Genomic DNA, 19,550 nt, shown 5'->3' with positions numbered 1-19,550 from the left:
GAAAGGTCAGTGTGCGGCGAGCATCGCTTGCCGGTATTCGGCCATGAGCGAGAAGCGCGGGTCGCAGACGGCAAGGTCACTCATGGTCTTGGCTGCGCGCTTGGCGACCTGACGCACGCGTTCGCGGGCCAGGCCGGTTTCGTCCTCGCCCAGATCGAGCGGCGGGGCAGACTCGAACAGGCGGCCCTCGACGACCTGCCGATTGTGTTCGAGGCGCTGTTCCAATTCAGTCAATTCCGCAGGATCGAGCGGCGGTCGGCCCGGCCGCCGAACCGGCGGGGCCGCGGCGGAATTCTCCGGGCGCTTGCTGGCCTTCACCGGCTTGGGCTGGGCGTTGTGAGCGCGGCGGCGAATACGTTCTAGGCCGGAATTGCGCAGATGCTCGACATAGCTTTCGGTCAGCGCATTCATCGCTGCCTGGGCAAGGTAGTCTGACGCCCCGGCCTCGGTGCGACCGAGCGCGTCTTCATCGGCGATGGCGGAAAGGATCGACAGGCCTTCGCCATCCTCGCCGCCGGTGATCGCGTCGAGCGAGACGGTGGTTGCCTCGACCTTGCGGGCCGAGGGGCGCTGGTCGGTCATGACGCGGAAGCGCAGACTCTGCAGTTCGCCGCGGATCTGCCAGTTCACGAACGTAGTGAACTGTGCCTTCTCCGGCTCGTAACCCAGAATCGCGCGGTGGACGGCGATGGCGCAGCACTGCTCGGCATCGTCCCAGTGCCCGGCAAGCCCGTACTGGCGGATGAAATGGCGGATTCGCGGCGCGATCAGTTTGAGAATCCGGGCGAAGGCATGGTCGACACAGGCCCGCTGGCGCCGGGTCTGTGCGGTGCCTTCCGGCGGTGTGTTGTCCCTGACCGTCGCGACTGATGCCTCGAGGGCGGCAGTGATCTTAGACATGAAGAACCCCTGCGGCGCGCGGGGCCCCTTGCACCACGTCCACGAAGTCAGAATATATTCCTATAATTCGGGAACCAACAATCCTATATCGGAGTTATCCACTAGCGTGCGATAACGTGCCGCTCCCCTGGAGCCGTCCAACGGGTCGGATTTGACCTTCGGCGCGGTGCTGGTTTGCCCTCAATCAAAGGCTTTTGAAGGTGCCGGGAAGGCGGATTTCCTTCCCGATGCCGGCTGCGAAAAAAGCGAAGACTTCTGCCTTCGCGGGAGCTGGGGATCGGGGTGAGGGGGCCTTTTTCCGCCGCCACAAGCAGCGACGGCGTTATGGCCGGTCAGGCGAACTTTTCCGGGCGCACGTGGCGTCCTACGTAATCGAGCAGCCATGTCCGGTGGGCTGCCACCGCGCCGCCCGCTTTCGCGATGCGCCGCTCGGTATCCGTCCCGCCGACTTGCGCATTGAGCAGCCTGCGCGCGCGCTCCGGTGCCAGGCCGCCCGCAAGGAAGCGCCGCGCATCGCCGAGGCCGAGGTGGTGGCCGAGATAGGCAGCCCGTGCCACCTCTGAAACCTCGCCGCCGATCTGTACACCCGATCCGCGCAGTGCCTCGACATTGGCGCTGGCGTAGTCGGCCACCGCCTCGATCGAGGCGCGCGGATCATACCGCAGCGCCAGCAGCGCAGAGCGGCTTTCTGACTTTATCTGCCCTTTCGCGTTGAGCCATCCGTTGGCGTGCGCGGTAGTGTTGAGCCAGGTGCCGGCACGTTCGGCCTCGCCTTCCCAGCTCTTGTTCAGGAACTGGCCGAGGCCCGCCGCGCTCGATCGGGGGTTGCGCGAATAGGGTTGCCAGGTGCCTCCGGCGCCCTTGGCCGCCTCGGCATCGACGATCGCGGCGAGCGCGGAAGCGGGAATTCCGGTGCGTGCGGCGGCGGCATCGAGCATCCCGGCATAGCGCGCGTTCGGCCCGTCCTGCATCGCGATCACGGCATCGTCGCTGACGGGGATGGCAGGGGGCTCGTTTGCGGTCTGGGGCGTTACCGCCGCTGAAGCGGCCGCCTCGGCATGGGTTGCGGGAGCGAGCATCGCCAGCAGCCGGTCCAGCCCGATGGGCTCGCCCGTCGTTCCCGCAGCCATCTGCCCGGGCACTGGCTGGGCGCGCCCATCGTCCTCGGCAGAACCGAGGGCGGCGCGCCAGAGCCGGCCCGAAAGCTCGCTGCGCGCCTCGTTGTAGATAAGGTTCGCCTTCTGCGCCGCCGTCAGGTTGGACGCGCCGACGCCGGAGGACTGCGGCCCGTCGATCATCGCGGGCCTTCACGCTGGATCAAGCGGCGCGCCTTGATGAAGGCGACGGCGCCCAGATCGTCGCTCGCAGACTGTTCGGCGGTGGCCTCGATGCGGGCGGCATCGCGGCGGTAGTCTTCTGCCGCAGTTTCGATGCTGCGCAACGTACCGTAAGCATCGATGGCCACTTCGCGCAGCTGCTCAATCCGTTCCTGTACCTGCGCCTGAAGGACGCCGAGCTGGCGGCCCTGGCCGCGCATCCGGCCCTGCCATGCCTGCGAACACAGCGCGAGTTCCGCCGCGACCTGGGCCTCGCTGCGCAGCGCTGCCCGCAGCCGTTCGCGCTCCTGCTCAAGCACGCTCAGCGTTCCGGATTCGGCGCGGATCGCGGTGCTGACTTCGTCCAGTTCGCGTTGGCGCACGCGCATCGCGGCGTCGTAAGGCGTCTTCATGGCGAGCCTTCCAGAATTGCGGCCAGCGCCGCGAAGTCCTGCGCGGCGAAACTGCGTGCCAGCCGATCCTGCTGCAGCAAGCCTTCGATACGAGGAGCTATGGCGACGGCGCGGTCGACTTCCACGCTGGAACCTGCACGGTAAGCGCCGAGGCGCACCATCTCCTCCATGTCCTTCCACGTCGACAATTCGCGGCGGGCCGCAAGGCGCAGGGCATTGTCTTCCGCACTCAGGCAATGCGGCAAGGTGCGTGAGACCGAACGCAGCACGTCGATCGCGGGATAGCGCCCGCGCTCGGCGATCTGGCGGGTGATGACGACGTGACCGTCGAGGATGCCGCGTACCGCGTCGGCGACCGGCTCGTTGTGGTCGTCGCCGTCCACCAGCACGGTGAACAGGCCGGTGATCGTGCCCTGGGGTGCCGATCCGTCCACGGCGACGCCAGGCCCGGCGCGTTCCAGCAGGCGCGGCAGTTCTGCGAAGACGGTGGGGGTGTAGCCCTTGGTCGCGGGCGGTTCGCCGCCGGCCAGGCCGATCTCGCGCTGGGCCATGGCGAAGCGGGTGACCGAGTCCATCAGGCACAGCACTTCGGAGCCTTCGTCACGGAAATGCTCGGCCACCGCAAGTGTCGTCCACGCGGCCTGACGGCGCAGCAGGGCCGGCTCGTCGGAGGTCGCAACGACGACCACGCTGCGGGCGAGGCCTTCCTCGCCAAGGTCGTCCTGGATGAATTCCTGCACTTCGCGGCCGCGCTCGCCGATCAGGCCGATCACCGCGACGTCGCACTCCGTCCAGCGTGCCAGCATCGAGAGCAGGGTGGATTTACCCACACCCGAGCCCGCGAAGAGGCCCAGGCGCTGACCACGGCACAGCGGCGCAAACAGGTCGAGCGCACGCACGCCGGTTTCGATGCGCGACCCCACTCTGGCGCGTGACGAAGCGGGCGGCGGCGCGGCCTTGATGCGGCGCTGGACGGGGCCTTGCGGTAATGGTCCCTTGCCATCGACCGGCCGGCCAAGCCCGTCGATCACGCGGCCAAGCCATCCCGCGGAAGGTCGCAGCGCGGCCTGTCCGGCGGAAAGATCGGCGCGCGAACCCGAGGCGATGCCCTCAGGCTCGTTGAAGGGCATGCAGTGGGCGATGCCGTGGTCGAGCCCGATCACCTCGGCCTCGACATTGCCGGCGTGCGAACGCAGCGTCACGCGTGAGCCGATGCGCGCGGCTCCGGCGAGGCCGTCGACCTCGATCAACGCGCCGCGCACCGCGACGACGCGGCCGTAGCGCTGGTCGGGTGCCTGCATGCGCAGGCCTTCGGCGGCGGAGGCCAGAGTGCTCATGGTGCCTGCGTTGCCGCTGGCAATGACGAAAGGCGGATCATCCCCCGGGCGCTCCCGTCAGGCGGCGGGCGTGGCTGCTTCGGGGGCCGGGGCAGGGGGGACGCGGGCCAGGGCGTCGGCCTCGTAGGCGATCAGCCAGCGACATTCACCCAGCGCCTGATAGAACTGGCCGATTGCGACCTTCTCCGCGAAGTGGACGCACACGCCCTTGGCTTCTGGCGATTCCAGCGCCGTCATCAGCGTTTCGAGGCGCTGGAGCAGGGTCTGCTGGTGACGGGCGATGTCGGCGGGGTCGATATAGGCCATCATGCAGGCGAAATAGAGCTGCTTGGCCGGGGTATCGGCATCCTGCGGCTTCATCACCTCGCGCCCGCGCAGGATCGTCGCGCCGTTCTCGAGGACGAGATCGGTGCGGCCGACCGCGCGCAGGACCGCGCCGTTCACGATCACCGGCTCTCCGTTGCGAAGCGAAATGCGAAGCGTCATGTCCAGCCAAGCCCTAATTTTAGACTTCCGCATTATAGGATAGAAAACACCTCTGTGCATGGCAGGTGGGCAAATTTTGCCGCATCCTTCATTTTCCTGCGGGAAGGGACCGCCAGATAGGTTTTCATCCTACAATGCCTGTGTCCGGTCCCGCGAGGCTGCTGCCCGTCCGCACGCACAGGAGAATATACATGAGCCTCTATTCCGCTCTTTATGCCGGCGTTTCCGGTCTCAGCGCGCAGTCGAGCGCCATGGCCACGGTTGCGGACAACATCACCAATGTGAACACGATCGGCTACAAGGGCGTCTCCGCCCAGTTCGAGACGCTGGTCACCGGTGGTTCGCTCAGCAGCAGCTATTCCGCCGGCGGCGTCACCGCGACGCCCAAGGCATTGATTTCCAAGCAGGGCCTGCTTCAGGCGTCGAGCAGCCTGACCGACATCGGCATCGACGGCGCGGGCTTCTTCGTCGTGCGCTCCAGCCCGGATGCGGGCGGCACCACTGCCTATACCCGCGCCGGATCGTTCACCACGGACTCCTCGGGCTATCTGCGCAACACCGCCGGCTATTACCTGATGGGCTGGCCGCTCGATGCGAACGCATCCTACGTCAACAACGGCAGCGAGGCTGCGCTGCAGCCGATCCGCCCCAACGCGCTGACCGGTGCGGCAACCCCGACCACCGCGATCCAGCTGCGCGCGAACCTCGATTCTACCGCAGAGCCGGTCGCTGCCTACACGGCAGGCGACATGAGCAGCGGCACTCTCAGCCCGCAGTTCTCGCGCTCGGTAGTAGTCTATGACGCGCAGGGCACCTCGCACTCGCTGACTTTCAACTTCGCCAAGACCGGCGCGAACACCTGGGCGACCGAAGTTACCGGCGATCCGGCCGACATCACCACGATCGACGGCAACGCGGTACCTGCCTCCGGCCTGCTTGCCAGCGGCTCGATCAGCTTCAATGCCGACGGCAGCCTCAACCTGGGTACGGCGCAGTCGCTGCTGGGCGATCTCGACATCACCTGGTCCAACGGTGCCGGTTCCACCCCGATCAGCCTCAACATGGGCCGCAATGGCGGGCTTGATGGGCTGACCCAGTTCGGCAGCACCTCGGCGCTGCTTTCCTCGACGGTCGACGGCGGCATGCTGGGCACGGTCGCCTCGGTGAAGATCTCCGACAAGGGCGTGGTCAGTGCCGTGTTCGACGACGGCACCTCGCGCCCGATCTACCAGCTTCCGCTCGCCACCTTCCAGAACCCGGACGGGCTGACGCGCATCAGCGGCAATGCCTATCTCGTTTCCGAACAGTCGGGCAACGTGGCCATCAACGAGCCGGGCACGGTCGGCGGCGGCACGCTTTCTGCCAGCATGCTCGAAGCCTCGAACGTTGATCTGGCGGCGGAGTTCTCGAACATGATCCTGTTCCAGCGCGCTTACTCGGCCTCGTCCAAGATCATCACCACGGTCGACGACATGCTTCAGGAAGTGAGCAACCTGAAGCGCTGAGCCCGGCGGCGATCAAGGCGGCCTGACCCGTGTCCATCAACTCGATCCTCAGTTCCGCCATGTCGGGGCTCTCGGCCTCGCAGGCCGGGATGCAGACGGTCTCGACGAACATCGCGAACGTCAACACCCCCGGCTATGCGCGGCAGAAGCTGGCGCAGAGCGCGTCGGTGGCAGGCGGCAACGTCAACGGCGTGGTCGTCGGCGAACCGTCGCGGGTGGCGGACAAGTTTCTCGAAAACGCGGTCTACGACCGTGCGGGAACCGCCGGGCGAACGGACGCGGTGTCGAATTATCTCGACCGCCTGCAGTCGCTGCTCGGCTCGCCCAGCAGTGCCTCGGGGCTGGCGGCGCGGTTGACCGCGATCTCCAGTTCGGTTTCCGAGATCGCCGGGCTGCAAGGCTCGCCCGAGGCGATTGCCCAGTTCACTGGTACTGTTTCCGACACCATCGACACGCTGAGCGGATTGCAGGGCGACGTCGCCAATCTGCAGGCCGATGTCGAGAGCGAGGTTTCGGACACGGTCGGCCGGGTCAACGTGCTGCTGAGCAAGATCCACGACCTCAACAACGAAGTATCGCGCCTGCAGGGCCTTGGCCTCACCACGTCCGGCGCGGCGGATTCGCGCATGTCGGCGCTGGAGGAACTGAGCGGCCTGGTAGACGTCAGCGTGCGCGAGCAGCCCGACGGCCGCGTCACCATCGACACGGCCTCGGGTCAGGTCCTGCTCGACAAGCGCCTGCGCCAGTTGAGCTATGCCTCGGGCGTCGCCGTCTCGCAGGCCAGCTATGCGCCGATCGACATCCGCTTTACCAATGCCGACGGCTCGATGGGCGCCTCCACTGGCGAGAAGATCGATTCCACGGCTGTCGGCGGCAAGCTGGGCGGCCTGCTCGACATGCGCGACCGCGCGCTGCCCAATTTCTCCGAGCAATTGGGCCAGCTGTTCAGCGGCCTTGCCGAAACGCTCAACAAGGTCGCCAACGAGGGCACCACGCTGCCCCCGCCGCAGACCCTCACCGGGCAGGCCAACGGGTTGATCGGCAGCGACCGGCTCGGCTTCACCGGCAAGGCGACGTTCGCGGTGCTGGCGAAGGACGGGACGCTGGTGGCCAGGACCACCGTCGATTTCGATGCGCTGGGTTCCGGCGCCACGGTGGATGACGCGGTAGCGGCGATTAACGCCGGGCTCTCGCCCATGGCCACTGCCAGCATCGAGGACGGGGTGCTTTCCATCGCTGCTGCGTCCAGCGCTTACGGGGTTGCCGTCGCGCAGGACGCGGATGCCCCGAGCGACCGCGCCGGGGTGGGCTTCTCGCAGTTCTTCGGCCTCAACAACCTCGTTCGTTCGAGCGACAGCGCGCTCGCCCCGTCCGGCTTCACCGCTACCGATCCCCACGGCTTCGGCGCAGGCGAAACCGCCCAGATCGTGCTGCGCGATGCTTCGGGCAAAGTCCTTGCCACCCAGACGCTGAGCGGAGACACCGGCTCTACCTGGGGCGACCTTATCGGCGACCTGAATTCAGGCACGCTGGGCGCCTTTGGTACGTTCGCGCTCGACGACCGGGGCCGCGTTGCCTTCACCGCCAAGACCTCCAGCGCGGGGGCGACAATCTCGATCCCCTCGGATTCGACAGACCGCAACGGCACCGGCCTTTCGTTCTCGGCGCTCTCGGGCCTGACCGGGGCGGCAAGCGGACTGCGTACCGCCGAAGTGCCCGCCGCGATCCTGAACGACACCACGCGCCTGCCGCTGGCCCGGCTGCAGCTGGACGCGGCGATCGGTACGAAGGCGATCGGCGCGGGCGATATCCGCGGCGCCAATGCCTTCGTCGACGCGCTCGCTGCCACCGCCGATTTCGGCAAGGACGGCAGTTCCACGATCTCCAGCTTCGCCAGCCGCCTGCTCGGCAGCGCCGGGTCTGCCGCCTCGCTGGCGAAGACCGCAGCGGACGACGCCTCGGCCCGCCTGAGCGACACGGTGAACCGGCGCGATTCCTACTCCGGCGTCAACATCGACGAGGAACTGGCGCAAATGGTCGTGCTGCAGAACAGTTATTCCGCCGCCGCGCGGGTGATGACCACCGCCTCGCAGATGTACGACACCCTGCTGAACATGCTCTGAGGACACGACGATGACCCGCGTAGCCACCGTTCCGCTGCAACAGACGCTTTCCAGCGCGATCCAGCGCTCGCAGCAGAGCCTCGCCACCAGCCAGTTGCAGCTGGCCACCGAAAAGAAGGTGAACGATTACGCCGGGCTGGGCCTCGATGCGGTGCGCACCCTGTCCGCGCGTTCGATGCTGGCGACGCAGGAAACCTACAAGACCAACATCAGCCGCGTCTCTACCACGCTTTCGCTGTACCAGGCGAACCTCGAGCAGATCGACAGCTCGATGGCGGACCTGCGCGAGGAACTGTTCAGCGCGGTGGGCACGGGCAACTCCCCCGGCCTTCAGGAAATGATCGAGGACGCCTTTTCGGGCCTGCGCGCCTCGCTCAATGCCAAGGAAGGCGGCGTCCCCATGTTCGCCGGCTCCCAGACCTCGGACACGCCGTTCATCCCGCAAACCCTTCAGGACACCATCGGTCTCGACGCGGCGGACGCATTCGGGAACGACGGCGTGCGCCAGTCGACCCGTGCGGGCGAGGGTGTGGACGTCGCATACGGCATCGGCGCCAGTGACGTTGCAGGCAAGCTCATCCCCGCTTTCCGCGCGCTGGCGGAAGCCGGGCCCTTCGGCGAAACCCTGACCGACGACCAGAAGGCCGCCATCACCGCCGCGCTGGACCTGCTGGACACCGGCATTACCGGCGTACGTTCGGTCAATGCTTCCAATGGCCGCAAGCAGGCACAAGTGGAGACGCTCGCCACCCGCGCGGAAGACCGCGTGGACCTGCTGACCAGTGTGATCGGCTCGGTCGAAGACGCCGACCTGGGGCAGGTCGCCATCGACATTACCCAGCGCCAGACCATCCTCCAGGCCAGCTACTCGGTCTTCTCGCAGCTTAGTTCGATGTCTCTGGTGAACTTCCTCGACTGATCCGGGGGCTGGGCTTCCGGCCTTGTCGAGGGCCCCGTCCAACCGAACGCTTCCCTTGCCGGCTTGCCTATATTACCCCGCTCCGGCAAGGAGATGCCCTATGACGACGACACGCAAAGCCTCGGTTTTGGCGATTCCGCTGTCCCTGCTGCTGACGGCCTGCGGCGGCAGCGCCCCTGACGAGGCCGCAACGCCCAGCGCATCCCCTACGCCCGCGTCTGCGATCGTCGACCCGGCGCCGCCTGCCTTTGCAGTGTGCCGCTCGTGCCATTCCACCCAGCCCGGCCAGAACGGGATCGGGCCCACGCTTGCGGGCATCGGCGGGTCGAAGGCGGGGGACGTGCCGGGTTATGCCTTCAGCCCGGCGCTGAAAAATTCCGGGATCACCTGGGACCGGGCCAGCCTCGATACCTGGCTGCAGGGGCCGATGAAGATGGTTCCGGGGACGAAGATGGTGTTGCCGGTTTCCGACCCGGCAAAGCGCAAGGCGATCATCGATTATCTCGAGACGCTGAAATAGGAATCGCGCAGGCATGAAAAAGGGCCTTGCGCGCTTTCGTGCGCAAGGCCCTGTCATTCCAGGCGTCCCAAGGGGACGAAAGGACGCTCTGGAAAAATTCAGACCTTGGGGCCGAGGGCCTCCTTGGGAGCCTGCTGGCCGACCGGGACTTCGGCCTTCGCGGGAATCGCCTGGCTGCCGGGCCTGGCGGCATCGCAGCCATCCGATGCGGCCTGCGTCATCTTCGGCGCCTCGCCCGAACCGTCAGAATTGTACGACACCGAGCGGGTGCAGCCATTGGCGTCGGTCGAGGTTGAATAATAGGTCATCTGCATGCCTTGCGGCGTATCGGATGCGGCGGTGAAGCCCGGTGCGCCGGCGGCATTGCCATTTGCTGCCGCCTGCTGCTGCATGAGGGCAGCGCGCTGCATCATGGCATTCACCTGCGCATCCATCATCGCCGAAATCTGGTCCATATGGGCGAAGGGATCGCCCATCATGGGCATGTCCGCAGGCGTCACGGCATCGGCAGGGACTACCCGGACCCGGGGTGCAACCTCGCCGGTATATTGGACGTGGACCACTGAGCCATCGGGCGCCTCCACGTTCATGGTGTGAAGTCTGGCAGTAGCGGCTTCGGCTACGCCCGCGCCCAGCAGGGCAAGCGCGGCAGCGCCAAGGAGGTACTTCTTCTGGGGCATTCGCATTGGGATGATGCTCCTTCGTGACTCGACCCTTTGCACTGCCGATGCTGCCGCTGCGAAGCTGAACCTGAGATTACGGTTTTTGAGCCGTGGCGTTCGACAGGCTCAGGCTGAGCCTGTCGAAGGGTCGATGGTGAGCCGGGACGCCCGTGCGAAGAGGTCGAGGATCACCGGGTCGCGTTCGCGGGTGCGGATCGCGGCCTCGAAGTGAACGTGCTGGGCCGGGCGCGGCAGGATCTCATGCAAGGTCCCGGCGGCGAGCGCGCCGCGCACCATCGTCTCGGGCAGGACGGCGGCGCCCTGTCCACCGGCGACGATTTCTATAAGGGTGCGCACGTTGTTGCAGGTGTGCAGCGCGCGCGGGGCGATGCCGTGGGCCTCAAGACCCTCGTGCATGACCGCGTGCAGAGGCGAGTGTTCGGGCAGCGACCATACCGGCAGGCCCCGCGCAAAACCTCCGGCCGCCGCCACCGCCGGGCCCGCCGCCCAGACCAGTTCCACCGAGCCGATCGGCGCGGTGCGCATTCCCGGACTGGCGACGGGCCCGGCGAGAAACACGATGTCGCGCGTGCCCGCCAGCAATTGCTGCAGCAGCGGCGCGGTGAGGTCGATTTCCAGTTCCATGGTCACGCCGGGCCGGTCGTGCTCGATCGCCTGTATGAACGCGGGCAGGCAGCTTGCCGCGGCGATCTCGCCCGAGCCGATGCGCACCGCCGCCGTGGCCCCGGCGAAATCGCTCGCCTCCAGCAGCACCTGCTCCAAGCCGTGGTAGAGCGGCTCGCTGGCCTGCACCAGCCGCCGCCCGCGCGCGGAAAGCACCATGCGCCGCCCCTCGCGCTGGAACAGGGGGACGCCAAGCTGTTCCTCGATTTCGCGAACGCGGGCCGAAATGGCGGGCTGGGTGGTGTTGAGGCGCTGCGCGGCGGCGGCGAATGTGCCGAGGCGGTCGATCCACATCAGCGTTTCGAGATGGAACAGGGCAATGCGCTTCATGGCTCAAATCATAGATTATGCTTATCAGAATTGATAAAAAATAATCGTTATTCGTAATGATAGAGCAAGACTAGCCTCGTCGCCGCAATCGGAAGAGGATTTGCCTCATGAACAAGATCTATCCCAGTGCCGAGGCTGCGCTGGAAGGCGTGCTGAAGGACGGCCTGCTAGTCGCGAGCGGCGGCTTCGGCCTTTGCGGAATCCCGGAACGGCTGCTCGACGCAATGCGCGATTCGGGCGTGAAGGACCTGACGTTCGCCTCGAACAATGCCGGCATCGACAACGAAGGCATCGGCAAGCTGCTGCGCACGAAGCAGGTCAAGAAGATGATCTCGTCCTATGTGGGCGAGAACAAGGAGTTCGAACGCCAGTACTTGGCCGGAGAGCTTGAGGTGGAGTTCTGCCCGCAGGGCACGCTGGCCGAGCGCATGCGTGCCGGCGGCGCGGGCATCCCCGGCTTCTATACCAAGACGGGCGTCGGCACGCAGGTCGCCGAGGGCAAGGAAGTGAAGGTCTTCGGCGGCGAGGAATATATCCTTGAGGAAGGCATCTTTGCCGACCTTTCCATCATCAAGGCCTGGAAGGCCGATGAAACCGGCAACGTCGTGTTCCGCAAGACCGCGCGCAACTTCAACGTGCCTGCCGCCACCTGCGGCAAGGTCTGCGTGGTGGAGGTCGAGGAGATCGTGCCGGTGGGCAGCCTCGATCCCGATGCGATCCACCTGCCGGGCGTTTTCGTCCAGCGCATCGTCGTGGGCGCGCCCTACGACAAGAAGATCGAATTCACGACGACCCGCGAAAGGGAGGCTGTCTGATGTCCGAGGCATCGAAGGGCTGGAGCCGCAACGAAATGGCCGCCCGCGCGGCGAAGGAACTGCAAGACGGGTTCTATGTGAACCTCGGCATCGGCATCCCTACGCTGGTGGCGAACTACGTGCCCAAGGACATTACCGTCACGCTGCAGAGCGAGAACGGGATGCTGGGCATCGGCCCGTTCCCTTACCCGGACGAAGTCGATCCCGACCTCATCAACGCCGGCAAGCAGACGATCAGCGAACTGCCGCACTCCGCCTACTTCGACAGCGCGGCCAGCTTCGGCATGATCCGCGGTGGCCATATCGACCTGACGGTGCTGGGCGCGATGGAAGTGGCCGAGAACGGCGACATCGCCAACTGGATGATCCCCGGCAAGATGATCAAGGGCATGGGCGGCGCGATGGACCTCGTCGCCGGCGTGAAAAAGATCATCGTCGTGATGGAGCATACCTCCAAGAACGGCGACCCCAAGTTCATCCCGGCGTGCACTCTGCCGCTGACGGGCCGCAACGTGGTGGACATGGTGATTACCGACCTCGCCGTGTTCCAGCGCCCCGACCACGACAGCCCGTTCAGGCTGGTGGAAATGGCGCCCGGCGTAACCGCCGAGGAAATCGCCGCAAAGACCACCGCCCACTACGTAAGCTGAGCCTACGCCGTCCCGGGCGATACCCGGGACGGCGCATGGCGAAATCGGCTCGCCATCGCGGCGACCAGCCCCTATTCCTTCCCGCGCTCCACGCTGAGAGGGAATGGTTTTGACCTATACGCTGATCACCGCGAACCGAAACTATTCCAGTTGGTCGCTGCGGCCCTGGGTGCTGATGAAGGCGCTGGGCATCGCCTTCGAGGACGAGCTGGAACCCTTCACCATGCCGGTGAACTACGACGCCTTCCGCAGTTTTTCACCCACCGGGCAGGTGCCTGCGCTGATCGATGAGGACCGCACCGTGTGGGACTCGCTGGGTATCGCCATGTACCTTGCCGATCGTCACCCCGGCGTCTGGCCGGCGGAAGAGGCGGCGCGCGCCTTCGCCCAGAGCGCGGTCTGCGAGATGCACGGCGGTTTTCTGAACATTCGCGGCACCTTCACGATGAACGTGGGGGTGCGTGTGAAGCCCCGCCCGATGAGCGGCCAGCTGGTGCGGGAAGTCTACCGCGTCCGCGAGATTTTTGAGGAGGGGCTGTCCCGCTTCGGCGGTCCGTGGCTGGCCGGGGCGCAGTTCACCGCGCTCGATGCCTTCTACGCTCCGGTCGCCTTTCGCATCCGCACTTACGGGCTGGACGTGGGGCGCGGACAGGCCTGGGTCGATGCGGTTCTGGCCCATCCGGCCATGCGCCAGTGGGAAGAGGAAGCCTTGGCCGAGGACTGGCGCGAGGAAGGCCACGAAGCCGAACTGGCCGAGGCAGGCGAGATCGTCGCCGACTATCGCACCGGGGCCTGACGATGCGCATCCTGCTGACAGGCTCGTCGGGCTGGCTTGGCAGGCATCTCGCACCGCTGCTGGCAACGCGCGGGCATGAGGTCGTGGGACTGGACGTTTCGCCGGGCGCCGCGACGACGATCGTGGGTTCGGCGGCGAACCGGGATCTCGTGTTCCAGGTCGTGGCCCATCACGGGATCGAGGCGGTGATCCACGCGGGCGCACTGCACAAGCCTGACATCGCCCGCTTCCCGCGTCAGGCCTTCGTCGACGTCAATGTGACCGGCACGCTCAACCTGCTTGAGGCCGCCGTGCAGGCTGGCCATCCGCGCTTCGTATTCACTTCCACCACCTCGCTAATGGTCCGCGACGATGTCCGCGCCGGAGCAGGGCAGGCGGGCGCCTGGTGGATGGACGAGAGCTTCGGCCCCATCGCTCCGCGCAATGTCTACGGTATTACCAAACGGACGGCGGAGGACATGTGCCGCCTCGTCTCGCGAGAGAGCGGGATGGGAGTCGCGATCCTGCGTACCGGCCGGTTCTTCCCTGAGGACGACGACACCCATGCGGTGCCCTCTGGTCCCAATCTCAAGGCCAACGAATTCCTGAACCGCCGCCTCACCGTGGGCGACGCGGCGCTGGCGCATTTGGCCGCGCTGGAGCGGATAGAAGGGTGCGAAACTTTCGTCCTTTCCGCCCCGCCGCCCTTCGCGCGCGAGGATGCAGCGGAACTGGCCCTCGATGCCCGCGCCGTGATCGCGCGGAGTTTCCCGGATGCAGAGGCGCTCTACGCCAAGGCGGGCTGGGTGCTGCCCGAACGGATCGAGCGGGTTTACGATCCCGCCAAGGCCGAACGCCTGCTGGGATGGCGTGCGCAGACCGACTTCGCGGCCATACTCGACGCCTTGCGCAGCGGGGCCGAGATGCCTTTCGCGCACGATCCCGAATGGATTTCGCCGGTGCTCGGGCAACTGCCCTTACGGTCATCTTGAGTATCTTGCCGCCGTCGGATGCACGCCCCATAATCCGTTCGAACACATTGGGAGAATCCTGAATGGCCGACCTAGCTTCCATCCCGCTCGAACGCCTCGACGGCGCGTCCGACAGCCTCGCCGACCATGCCGGCAACGTGCTGCTGGTTGTCAACGTCGCCTCTAAATGCGGCCTCACCCCGCAGTACGAGGGCCTTGAGGCGCTCTACAAGGAATACCAGGCCAAAGGTTTTGAAGTGCTCGGCTTTCCGGCCAATGACTTCGGCGCGCAGGAACCCGGCACGCATGAGGAAATCGCCGAGTTCTGCTCGATCAACTACGGCGTCTCGTTTCCGCTCTTCGCCAAGGCCGACGTCACGGGCGAGGGCAAGCAGCCCCTTTACGCTGCGCTGACCGAAGCCGTGCCCACCAAGCAGGGGCCGGCGGAGGAATTTCGTGAGCGCCTGAAGGGTTACGGCATGACCCCAACGCAGGACCCCGAAGTGCTGTGGAACTTCGAGAAGTTCCTGGTCGCACGCGACGGTTCGGTTGTGGGTCGCTTCGCCCCCGGCACCGAGCCTGCCGATCCGGCGCTGGTTGGCGCAATTGAGGCCGAACTGGCGAAGTAATCAGCCGCCTACCAGAACGAACGGCGCCCAGCTTGCGGGGTGGGCGCCGCCGGGGACTTTCGGGTCCCGCAGTACTTCCAGTTGCGCGCGCCGCAGTGCCTCGGCCCGTGACATGCCCGAGCGTGCGCCTTCCAGCGTGCGCAGCGTCAGGCGGCCGGCGACATCGTCGCGCACCGGCCAGTGCGAAAGCAGCAGCGCCCGCGATCCCGCCGAAATGAAGGCTCGCGCCAGCCCCGAGTAGGTCGGCGCATTCTCGCTGTCGCCCGCGCTGGTATCGCACGCCGAGAGGATCACCCAATCCGCGTCGAGCCGCAGCTGCGCTACTTCCGAAGCGGTCAGCAGCCCATCGTCCAGCGGCGTCGGCACGCTTGGCGGGGTCATCACCAGCGCCGGTTCGACCATGCCGCGCAGCGCTCCGCCGACAAGGCCGTGGGTGGCGAATGCGATAACCCGGGCCTGTTCCAGCGGCGCCTGCTTTACCGCCGTCTCCGTCGCCTGTGTGCCGATCAGCAGCTGGCTGGTCCCGCGAAACCGGCTGGCCATGTCTCGCAGTTCGCGTGCGGCGTCTGGCAGGCTGGCAAGCTGGGCAAGCGCATCCACGCCGACATCGCCCGCCTGGATGCGCGGCGCCGAGCGCAGTGCCAGCGCCCCCGGCGGCCCCAGCACCGGTGCGCCAATTCCGGCAAAGGTCAGTTTGGCCTTGGCCCGCGCAGCGCGGCTCGGCAGGGGGACGGCGCTGATCATCACGCTCACGGCATGGTCGCGCAGCAGCCAGTGGGTCCCGCGCAGCGCTGCGGGATCGGCGTCGCTGCCCTCGGGACGGCGGCTTACCAATGCGGCGAACGGCACGGTCGAAAGGCTACCCGGCGCGAGGATTTCCAGTTCGCGGACGGAGTGCAGACCGGCACGCACCGCATCGGGAAAGACCAGCCGATAGAGTTCGAAAGCGGCCTGACGATCAAAGCCAGCATGGTCCTCGTCGATCAGTCCGGCATCCACTGAGGCGCGCAGGCGCTGCTGCAGGCTCATCAGGCGGCGCGGTGCGACGGCCGCCTCGCCAGAAATCACCGCGTCGCGGGTGACGAGTTGAGTGACGAGCCCGATGTCGTCGCTTCCGATCAGCAGCAAGGCTTGCCCTGGCCGCAGCCTTGTGCGGGCGTCGGCGAGGCGGGCAGGCTCCACAGCAGTCAGCGCTTGATACCCGGGCACCAGCGCGGCGACCTGCGCGTCTGCCTCGCGCAGTTCCATGTCGATCGCGGCGACTTGCGCGGAGAGCGGGCCTGTCTGCGTGTCGTTGCCCGCGATCAGCGCCCGGTCGAGCGCCTTGCGTAGCTGACGGCTACGGGCGGAGAGCGACAGGTAGCTGCGGATCGCCTCGCGCGCCTGTGGACCGTACTTGTCCTGAAGCACCGCCAGCGAGGAGAACACCCCTTGCAGGTCGCCCAGGTTCGCCATCTGCAGGGCATCGAAGGCCTGTTCCTGCGCGCCGCTGCGGGAGGCGATGCGCGCCAACTGCATGAAGGCGGAGCGAAATTCGCCCGCCATCGCCACCACGTCGCGCCGCGCGGTGGCGCGGTCCAGCAGGCGCGTGCGCAGCGGGGCAAGGCCATCGGCAAGCATCGTCAGCGCCTGGTCCGGCCTGCCCTCGCTCGCGGCGATCCGGGCGGCTAACGCGGTGGCGGTAATGCGCCGTTTGTTCACCTCGCTGGTGCCCTTGATGAAGCCTTCGCGGGCATGGGCTAGCAGCGGCGCGGCTTCGGCAGTGCGCCCGGCGGTGACGAGGACGGAGGCGAGGTTGTATTCGGCCGTCAGCACCACCTGATCGTCGGGGGAGCGGGAATAGCGGCGCGCGGCGGCAAGCGCCTTTTCGCGCAGGGCGAGCGACTTGGCGGGATCGCCCTCCCACTGCGCCATGCGGGCCTGCTGGCCGATCATCGTGGCCAGCCCGTTGGCCTGTATCTTGTCCGGGTTGGCCTCGAAGATCTCCACTGCACGGTCGTAGAGCGGACCGGCCTCGACCCGCATCCCGGCGTTGTCCAGCGCGTAAGCCAGCGCGTGGAGCGACATTGCCAGTTGCGGGCTGTCCGGGGGCAGGATCGCCCGGCGCTTGTCCAGCGCTGCGCGCAGGATCGGGATCGCCTGCCCATATTGCCCCGCCTCGGAAAGGATCGCGCCCAGTTGCTGAGTGGCTGCCACCCGTTCGCGGTGGTTTTCAGGCAGGTGCGCTTCGGCCCAGGTCACCGCCTCGCGCGCGGTGACGACGGCGGTTTCGGCGTCCGATACGTTGAGTTGCAGCGCCGCCAGGCTCATGCCGTAGCTGACGGGAATGTCCAGATTCTCGCCTGTGCCTAGCGAATGGGCGCGGGCAATGGACAGGGCCTCGGCGATGCGGGGAACGGCCTGTGGCTGCCGACCGCGCTGGTAGTCGATCAGGCCGAGACCATAGAGGCTTTCCGCATATTCCGGGCTTTCCCGCCCGGCGAGGCGGATGGCAAGGTCGAGAGCGCGTTCGGTGTAGGCCTGCGCTTCGTCCAGTTTGCCCAGGGCTCCCAGTTCCGTGCCGATGTGAAGCAGCAGGGCGGCGCGGTCGGGGCTGGGCGGGACCCTGCGGGCATCGAGCCCGGCATCAACCTGCTGGAACAGCGCCAGCGCTTCCTGAGTGCGGCCAAGTGACGAGAGTGCGCGGCCCCGCACTGCGCGGGCATAAAGCAGGTCGACGGGATCGACCCGGCGATCGAGCGCGGCGCGGGCAAGCACTTCGTCGACATGCTGCAAGGCGGCCTGCGGATCTCCGCTGGTGTCATTGCCGCGCAAGGCGCGCAGTTCGGCCGTAGCGGAAGGTAGGGCGGAAGGGGGAGGCGCGATCGGTGCTGCGCCCCCCTGCGCGGAAGCGGTGAGAGCAATCGCCAGTACCACCGCGCACCAGGTCTCGCGCATTCCTGTCCCAGCCCCTTCCTGTCCCCGGCCCCTCGGGCGAATGCGGGCGCCGCCAGTGGCCTCGCCCGAGAGCGGAGCAGATGCGTTTTTGCCCGTTAATGCAATTCACAAGTTCTGTAATGACGCGGCGAGCGCGTCTGTTTCACTCAGCCCCGGTCGCCACCGGGCGCGCGGGATCGGCGATCCATTCGCTCCACGATCCGGGATAGAGCCGCCCGGCGGGCATGCCGGCGACGGCCATGGCCAGGGCATTGTGGCAGGCGGTTACGCCTGAGCCGCACTGGAGGATGGCCGGCTCCTCGCCCAGAAGTGCGGTGAAGGCAGCAGCCAGTTCCCCGGCAGGGCGGAAGCGGCCGTCGGGAGCCAGGTTGTCACGGAAGAAGCGATTTTTCGCGCCCGGTATGTGGCCGGGGACCGGATCGACCGGGTTCGGCTCGCCCGCGAAGCGCGAGGGGTCGCGTGCGTCGAGGACCTGCGCGGCGCGCGTGTCGATATTGGCAAGCACGTCGGCGGCGGAGACGGGGGCGGGAACCAGTGGCTCGGCCGGCTCGAAATCGCCCGAGGGGGCCGGTAGCGGCAGTCCGGTTTCCAGCGGCAGGCCCGCCGCGACCCAGGCGGGCTTGCCGCCGTCGAGCACCGCGACCGGGGCATGGCCCAACCAGCGCATCAGCCACCACGCGCGGGCCGCCCAGGCGCCGCCGCTGCTGTCATAGGCGACGATCTGCTGTCCGGCTTTCAGGCCCTGCGAACGTAGCCATGCGGCTAGTGCCACCGGGGCGGGGAGCGGATGGCGGCCGTTGCTGCCGTCAGGGGGTGAGGCGAGATCATCGTCGAGATGGGCGTAGCGGGCACCGGGAATATGGCCCTTTGCGTAAATCGCGGGGCCTTTTTCGGGCGTACCCAGTTCGAACTCACAGTCGAGCAGGAACACGTCGGCGCCTGAGGCCACCATGTCCTTGAGCGCATCGACACCGATCAGCGTTTCGTAAGCCATCGAATCCTTCGCACGTGTGACTTGGTGGACACTGCGGGCCTATACTCGGGCGAAATGGCGGCGTCGATGTAATAGCGCGGGCGCGCAAACGAAAAGGGCGGCCCCTTGCGGAGCCGCCCTTTCCTGAACTGTACCGGCAAGAAACCGGAACAAGATTACTTGAGCTCGACGGTACCGCCGGCTGCTTCGATCTTGTTCTTGATATCTTCGGCTTCAGCCTTGTTGATGCCTTCCTTGACGGCCTTGGGAGCGCCTTCAACGAGAGCCTTGGCTTCAGCGAGGCCCAGACCGGTGATGGCGCGGACTTCCTTGATGACCTGGATCTTCTTGCCACCGTCGCCGGTGAGGATGACGTCGAATTCGGTCTTCTCTTCAACGGCTTCGGCAGCGGCTGCGGGAGCAGCAACAGCAACAGCAGCAGCGGCGGAAACGCCCCATGCTTCTTCGAGAGCCTTGGCGAGGTCAGCGGCCTCGAGGACGGTCAGCTTCGAGAGTTCTTCGACGAGCTTGGCGATGTCTGCCATGATAATTCACTCCTGATCTGTGGTCCCGGGGTGCTGGATGCGATCCACCGGGATAAATCG

General features: G+C 66.7%; 19 protein-coding genes. 9 read left to right on the top strand and 10 right to left on the bottom strand.

The genetic code is table 11. From position 1 onward, the window contains the following. Positions 1-6 precede the first annotated feature (6 nt). The 5 genes from GVL61_RS13410 to GVL61_RS13390 all read right to left on the bottom strand — a co-directional run bounded on the left by GVL61_RS13410 (position 7) and on the right by GVL61_RS13390 (position 4,452). Entirely contained in the window at positions 7-900 is an 894-nt protein-coding gene (locus GVL61_RS13410) for a sigma-70 family RNA polymerase sigma factor (protein ID WP_159980841.1), read from the bottom strand. A 332-nt stretch (positions 901-1,232) separates the two neighbouring features. Next, a complete protein-coding gene (locus GVL61_RS13405; protein WP_159980839.1) occupies positions 1,233-2,198 on the bottom strand; it encodes a peptidoglycan-binding protein in 966 nt (321 codons plus the stop codon). After that, entirely contained in the window at positions 2,195-2,629 is a 435-nt protein-coding gene (locus GVL61_RS13400; protein WP_159980837.1) for a flagellar FliJ family protein, read from the bottom strand. Before GVL61_RS13400 ends, GVL61_RS13405 begins: the two co-directional genes overlap by 4 nt. Beyond that, a complete protein-coding gene (gene fliI, locus GVL61_RS13395) occupies positions 2,626-3,966 on the bottom strand; it encodes a flagellar protein export ATPase FliI (protein WP_159980835.1) in 1,341 nt (446 codons plus the stop codon). The genes GVL61_RS13400 and fliI overlap by 4 nt, the downstream gene beginning before the upstream one ends. Before the next feature lie 57 nt (positions 3,967-4,023). Next, the gene (locus GVL61_RS13390; protein WP_159980833.1) at positions 4,024-4,452 is read right to left on the bottom strand and encodes a flagellar biosynthesis repressor FlbT; all 429 of its coding nucleotides are present in this window, start codon (positions 4,450-4,452) and stop codon (positions 4,024-4,026) included. A gap of 191 nt (positions 4,453-4,643) precedes the next feature. Between GVL61_RS13390 and flgE the strand changes: the two genes are divergently transcribed. The 4 genes from flgE to GVL61_RS13370 all read left to right on the top strand — a co-directional run bounded on the left by flgE (position 4,644) and on the right by GVL61_RS13370 (position 9,519). Further along, positions 4,644-5,957 (top strand): flagellar hook protein FlgE, encoded by a 1,314-nt coding sequence (gene flgE, locus GVL61_RS13385; protein ID WP_159980831.1) that lies wholly within the window; start codon positions 4,644-4,646, stop codon positions 5,955-5,957. A 29-nt stretch (positions 5,958-5,986) separates the two neighbouring features. Next, positions 5,987-8,080, top strand: coding sequence for a flagellar hook-associated protein FlgK (gene flgK / locus GVL61_RS13380; protein ID WP_235037681.1), 2,094 nt, complete (start codon positions 5,987-5,989; stop codon positions 8,078-8,080). 10 nt (positions 8,081-8,090) lie between these two features. Next, positions 8,091-8,999 carry a flagellin gene (locus tag GVL61_RS13375; protein WP_159980829.1) on the top strand — a complete coding sequence of 303 codons (909 nt, stop codon included), beginning with the start codon at positions 8,091-8,093 and terminating at the stop codon, positions 8,997-8,999. A gap of 100 nt (positions 9,000-9,099) precedes the next feature. Then, on the top strand, positions 9,100-9,519 hold the full coding sequence (locus tag GVL61_RS13370) for a cytochrome c family protein (protein WP_159980827.1): 420 nt from the start codon (positions 9,100-9,102) through the stop codon (positions 9,517-9,519). Between the two features lie 98 nt (positions 9,520-9,617). Here the strand turns inward: GVL61_RS13370 and GVL61_RS13365 are convergent, their stop codons facing one another. Beyond that, a complete protein-coding gene (locus GVL61_RS13365) occupies positions 9,618-10,205 on the bottom strand; it encodes a hypothetical protein (RefSeq protein WP_159980825.1) in 588 nt (195 codons plus the stop codon). Between the two features lie 102 nt (positions 10,206-10,307). Continuing rightward, complete coding sequence (locus GVL61_RS13360; protein WP_159980823.1) at positions 10,308-11,195, bottom strand: LysR family transcriptional regulator; 888 nt, start codon at positions 11,193-11,195, stop codon at positions 10,308-10,310. A 107-nt stretch (positions 11,196-11,302) separates the two neighbouring features. On the opposite strand from GVL61_RS13360, the gene GVL61_RS13355 reads away from it, so the two are divergent. The 5 genes from GVL61_RS13355 to GVL61_RS13335 all read left to right on the top strand — a co-directional run bounded on the left by GVL61_RS13355 (position 11,303) and on the right by GVL61_RS13335 (position 15,035). Then, positions 11,303-12,010, top strand: a complete 708-nt coding sequence (locus GVL61_RS13355) for a CoA transferase subunit A (RefSeq protein ID WP_159980821.1) — start codon at positions 11,303-11,305, stop codon at positions 12,008-12,010. Beyond that, positions 12,010-12,660, top strand: a complete 651-nt coding sequence (locus GVL61_RS13350; RefSeq protein WP_159980819.1) for a CoA transferase subunit B — start codon at positions 12,010-12,012, stop codon at positions 12,658-12,660. Before GVL61_RS13355 ends, GVL61_RS13350 begins: the two co-directional genes overlap by 1 nt. A gap of 109 nt (positions 12,661-12,769) precedes the next feature. Next, positions 12,770-13,456: a glutathione S-transferase family protein gene (locus GVL61_RS13345; RefSeq protein WP_159980817.1), complete on the top strand. Its 687-nt coding sequence runs from the start codon at positions 12,770-12,772 to the stop codon at positions 13,454-13,456. A 2-nt stretch (positions 13,457-13,458) separates the two neighbouring features. Beyond that, on the top strand, positions 13,459-14,427 hold the full coding sequence (locus tag GVL61_RS13340; RefSeq protein ID WP_159980815.1) for an NAD(P)-dependent oxidoreductase: 969 nt from the start codon (positions 13,459-13,461) through the stop codon (positions 14,425-14,427). A 62-nt stretch (positions 14,428-14,489) separates the two neighbouring features. After that, entirely contained in the window at positions 14,490-15,035 is a 546-nt protein-coding gene (locus tag GVL61_RS13335; RefSeq protein WP_159980813.1) for a glutathione peroxidase, read from the top strand. Here GVL61_RS13335 and GVL61_RS13330 read toward each other — a convergent pair whose 3' ends face one another. The 3 genes from GVL61_RS13330 to rplL all read right to left on the bottom strand — a co-directional run bounded on the left by GVL61_RS13330 (position 15,036) and on the right by rplL (position 19,490). Beyond that, positions 15,036-17,972 (bottom strand): CHAT domain-containing tetratricopeptide repeat protein, encoded by a 2,937-nt coding sequence (locus tag GVL61_RS13330; RefSeq protein ID WP_159980811.1) that lies wholly within the window; start codon positions 17,970-17,972, stop codon positions 15,036-15,038. Between the two features lie 142 nt (positions 17,973-18,114). Further along, on the bottom strand, positions 18,115-18,966 hold the full coding sequence (locus GVL61_RS13325; RefSeq protein ID WP_159980809.1) for a sulfurtransferase: 852 nt from the start codon (positions 18,964-18,966) through the stop codon (positions 18,115-18,117). Between the two features lie 155 nt (positions 18,967-19,121). Then, positions 19,122-19,490, bottom strand: coding sequence for a 50S ribosomal protein L7/L12 (gene rplL / locus GVL61_RS13320; protein WP_159980807.1), 369 nt, complete (start codon positions 19,488-19,490; stop codon positions 19,122-19,124). Between the last annotated feature and the right edge of the window lie 60 nt (positions 19,491-19,550).

Origin of the sequence: Novosphingobium sp. 18050 (assembly GCF_902706195.1) — a bacterium.
In the GTDB taxonomy this organism is placed as follows: Bacteria; Pseudomonadota; Alphaproteobacteria; order Sphingomonadales; family Sphingomonadaceae; genus Novosphingobium.
This window is presented reverse-complemented; position numbering and strand designations above follow the sequence as displayed.

What these genes read in the sequence shown, in the direction of transcription:
- GVL61_RS13410 (WP_159980841.1), bottom strand. Translation starts at nt 900, where the DNA reads ATGTCTAAGATCACTGCCGCCCTCGAGGCATCAGTCGCGACGGTCAGG.
- GVL61_RS13405 (WP_159980839.1), bottom strand. Translation starts at nt 2,198, where the DNA reads ATGATCGACGGGCCGCAGTCCTCCGGCGTCGGCGCGTCCAACCTGACG.
- GVL61_RS13400 (WP_159980837.1), bottom strand. Translation starts at nt 2,629, where the DNA reads ATGAAGACGCCTTACGACGCCGCGATGCGCGTGCGCCAACGCGAACTG.
- fliI (WP_159980835.1), bottom strand. Translation starts at nt 3,966, where the DNA reads ATGAGCACTCTGGCCTCCGCCGCCGAAGGCCTGCGCATGCAGGCACCC.
- GVL61_RS13390 (WP_159980833.1), bottom strand. Translation starts at nt 4,452, where the DNA reads ATGACGCTTCGCATTTCGCTTCGCAACGGAGAGCCGGTGATCGTGAAC.
- flgE (WP_159980831.1), top strand. Translation starts at nt 4,644, where the DNA reads ATGAGCCTCTATTCCGCTCTTTATGCCGGCGTTTCCGGTCTCAGCGCG.
- GVL61_RS13375 (WP_159980829.1), top strand. Translation starts at nt 8,091, where the DNA reads ATGACCCGCGTAGCCACCGTTCCGCTGCAACAGACGCTTTCCAGCGCG.
- GVL61_RS13370 (WP_159980827.1), top strand. Translation starts at nt 9,100, where the DNA reads ATGACGACGACACGCAAAGCCTCGGTTTTGGCGATTCCGCTGTCCCTG.
- GVL61_RS13365 (WP_159980825.1), bottom strand. Translation starts at nt 10,205, where the DNA reads ATGCGAATGCCCCAGAAGAAGTACCTCCTTGGCGCTGCCGCGCTTGCC.
- GVL61_RS13360 (WP_159980823.1), bottom strand. Translation starts at nt 11,195, where the DNA reads ATGAAGCGCATTGCCCTGTTCCATCTCGAAACGCTGATGTGGATCGAC.
- GVL61_RS13355 (WP_159980821.1), top strand. Translation starts at nt 11,303, where the DNA reads ATGAACAAGATCTATCCCAGTGCCGAGGCTGCGCTGGAAGGCGTGCTG.
- GVL61_RS13350 (WP_159980819.1), top strand. Translation starts at nt 12,010, where the DNA reads ATGTCCGAGGCATCGAAGGGCTGGAGCCGCAACGAAATGGCCGCCCGC.
- GVL61_RS13340 (WP_159980815.1), top strand. Translation starts at nt 13,459, where the DNA reads ATGCGCATCCTGCTGACAGGCTCGTCGGGCTGGCTTGGCAGGCATCTC.
- GVL61_RS13335 (WP_159980813.1), top strand. Translation starts at nt 14,490, where the DNA reads ATGGCCGACCTAGCTTCCATCCCGCTCGAACGCCTCGACGGCGCGTCC.
- GVL61_RS13330 (WP_159980811.1), bottom strand. Translation starts at nt 17,972, where the DNA reads ATGCGCGAGACCTGGTGCGCGGTGGTACTGGCGATTGCTCTCACCGCT.
- GVL61_RS13325 (WP_159980809.1), bottom strand. Translation starts at nt 18,966, where the DNA reads ATGGCTTACGAAACGCTGATCGGTGTCGATGCGCTCAAGGACATGGTG.
- rplL (WP_159980807.1), bottom strand. Translation starts at nt 19,490, where the DNA reads ATGGCAGACATCGCCAAGCTCGTCGAAGAACTCTCGAAGCTGACCGTC.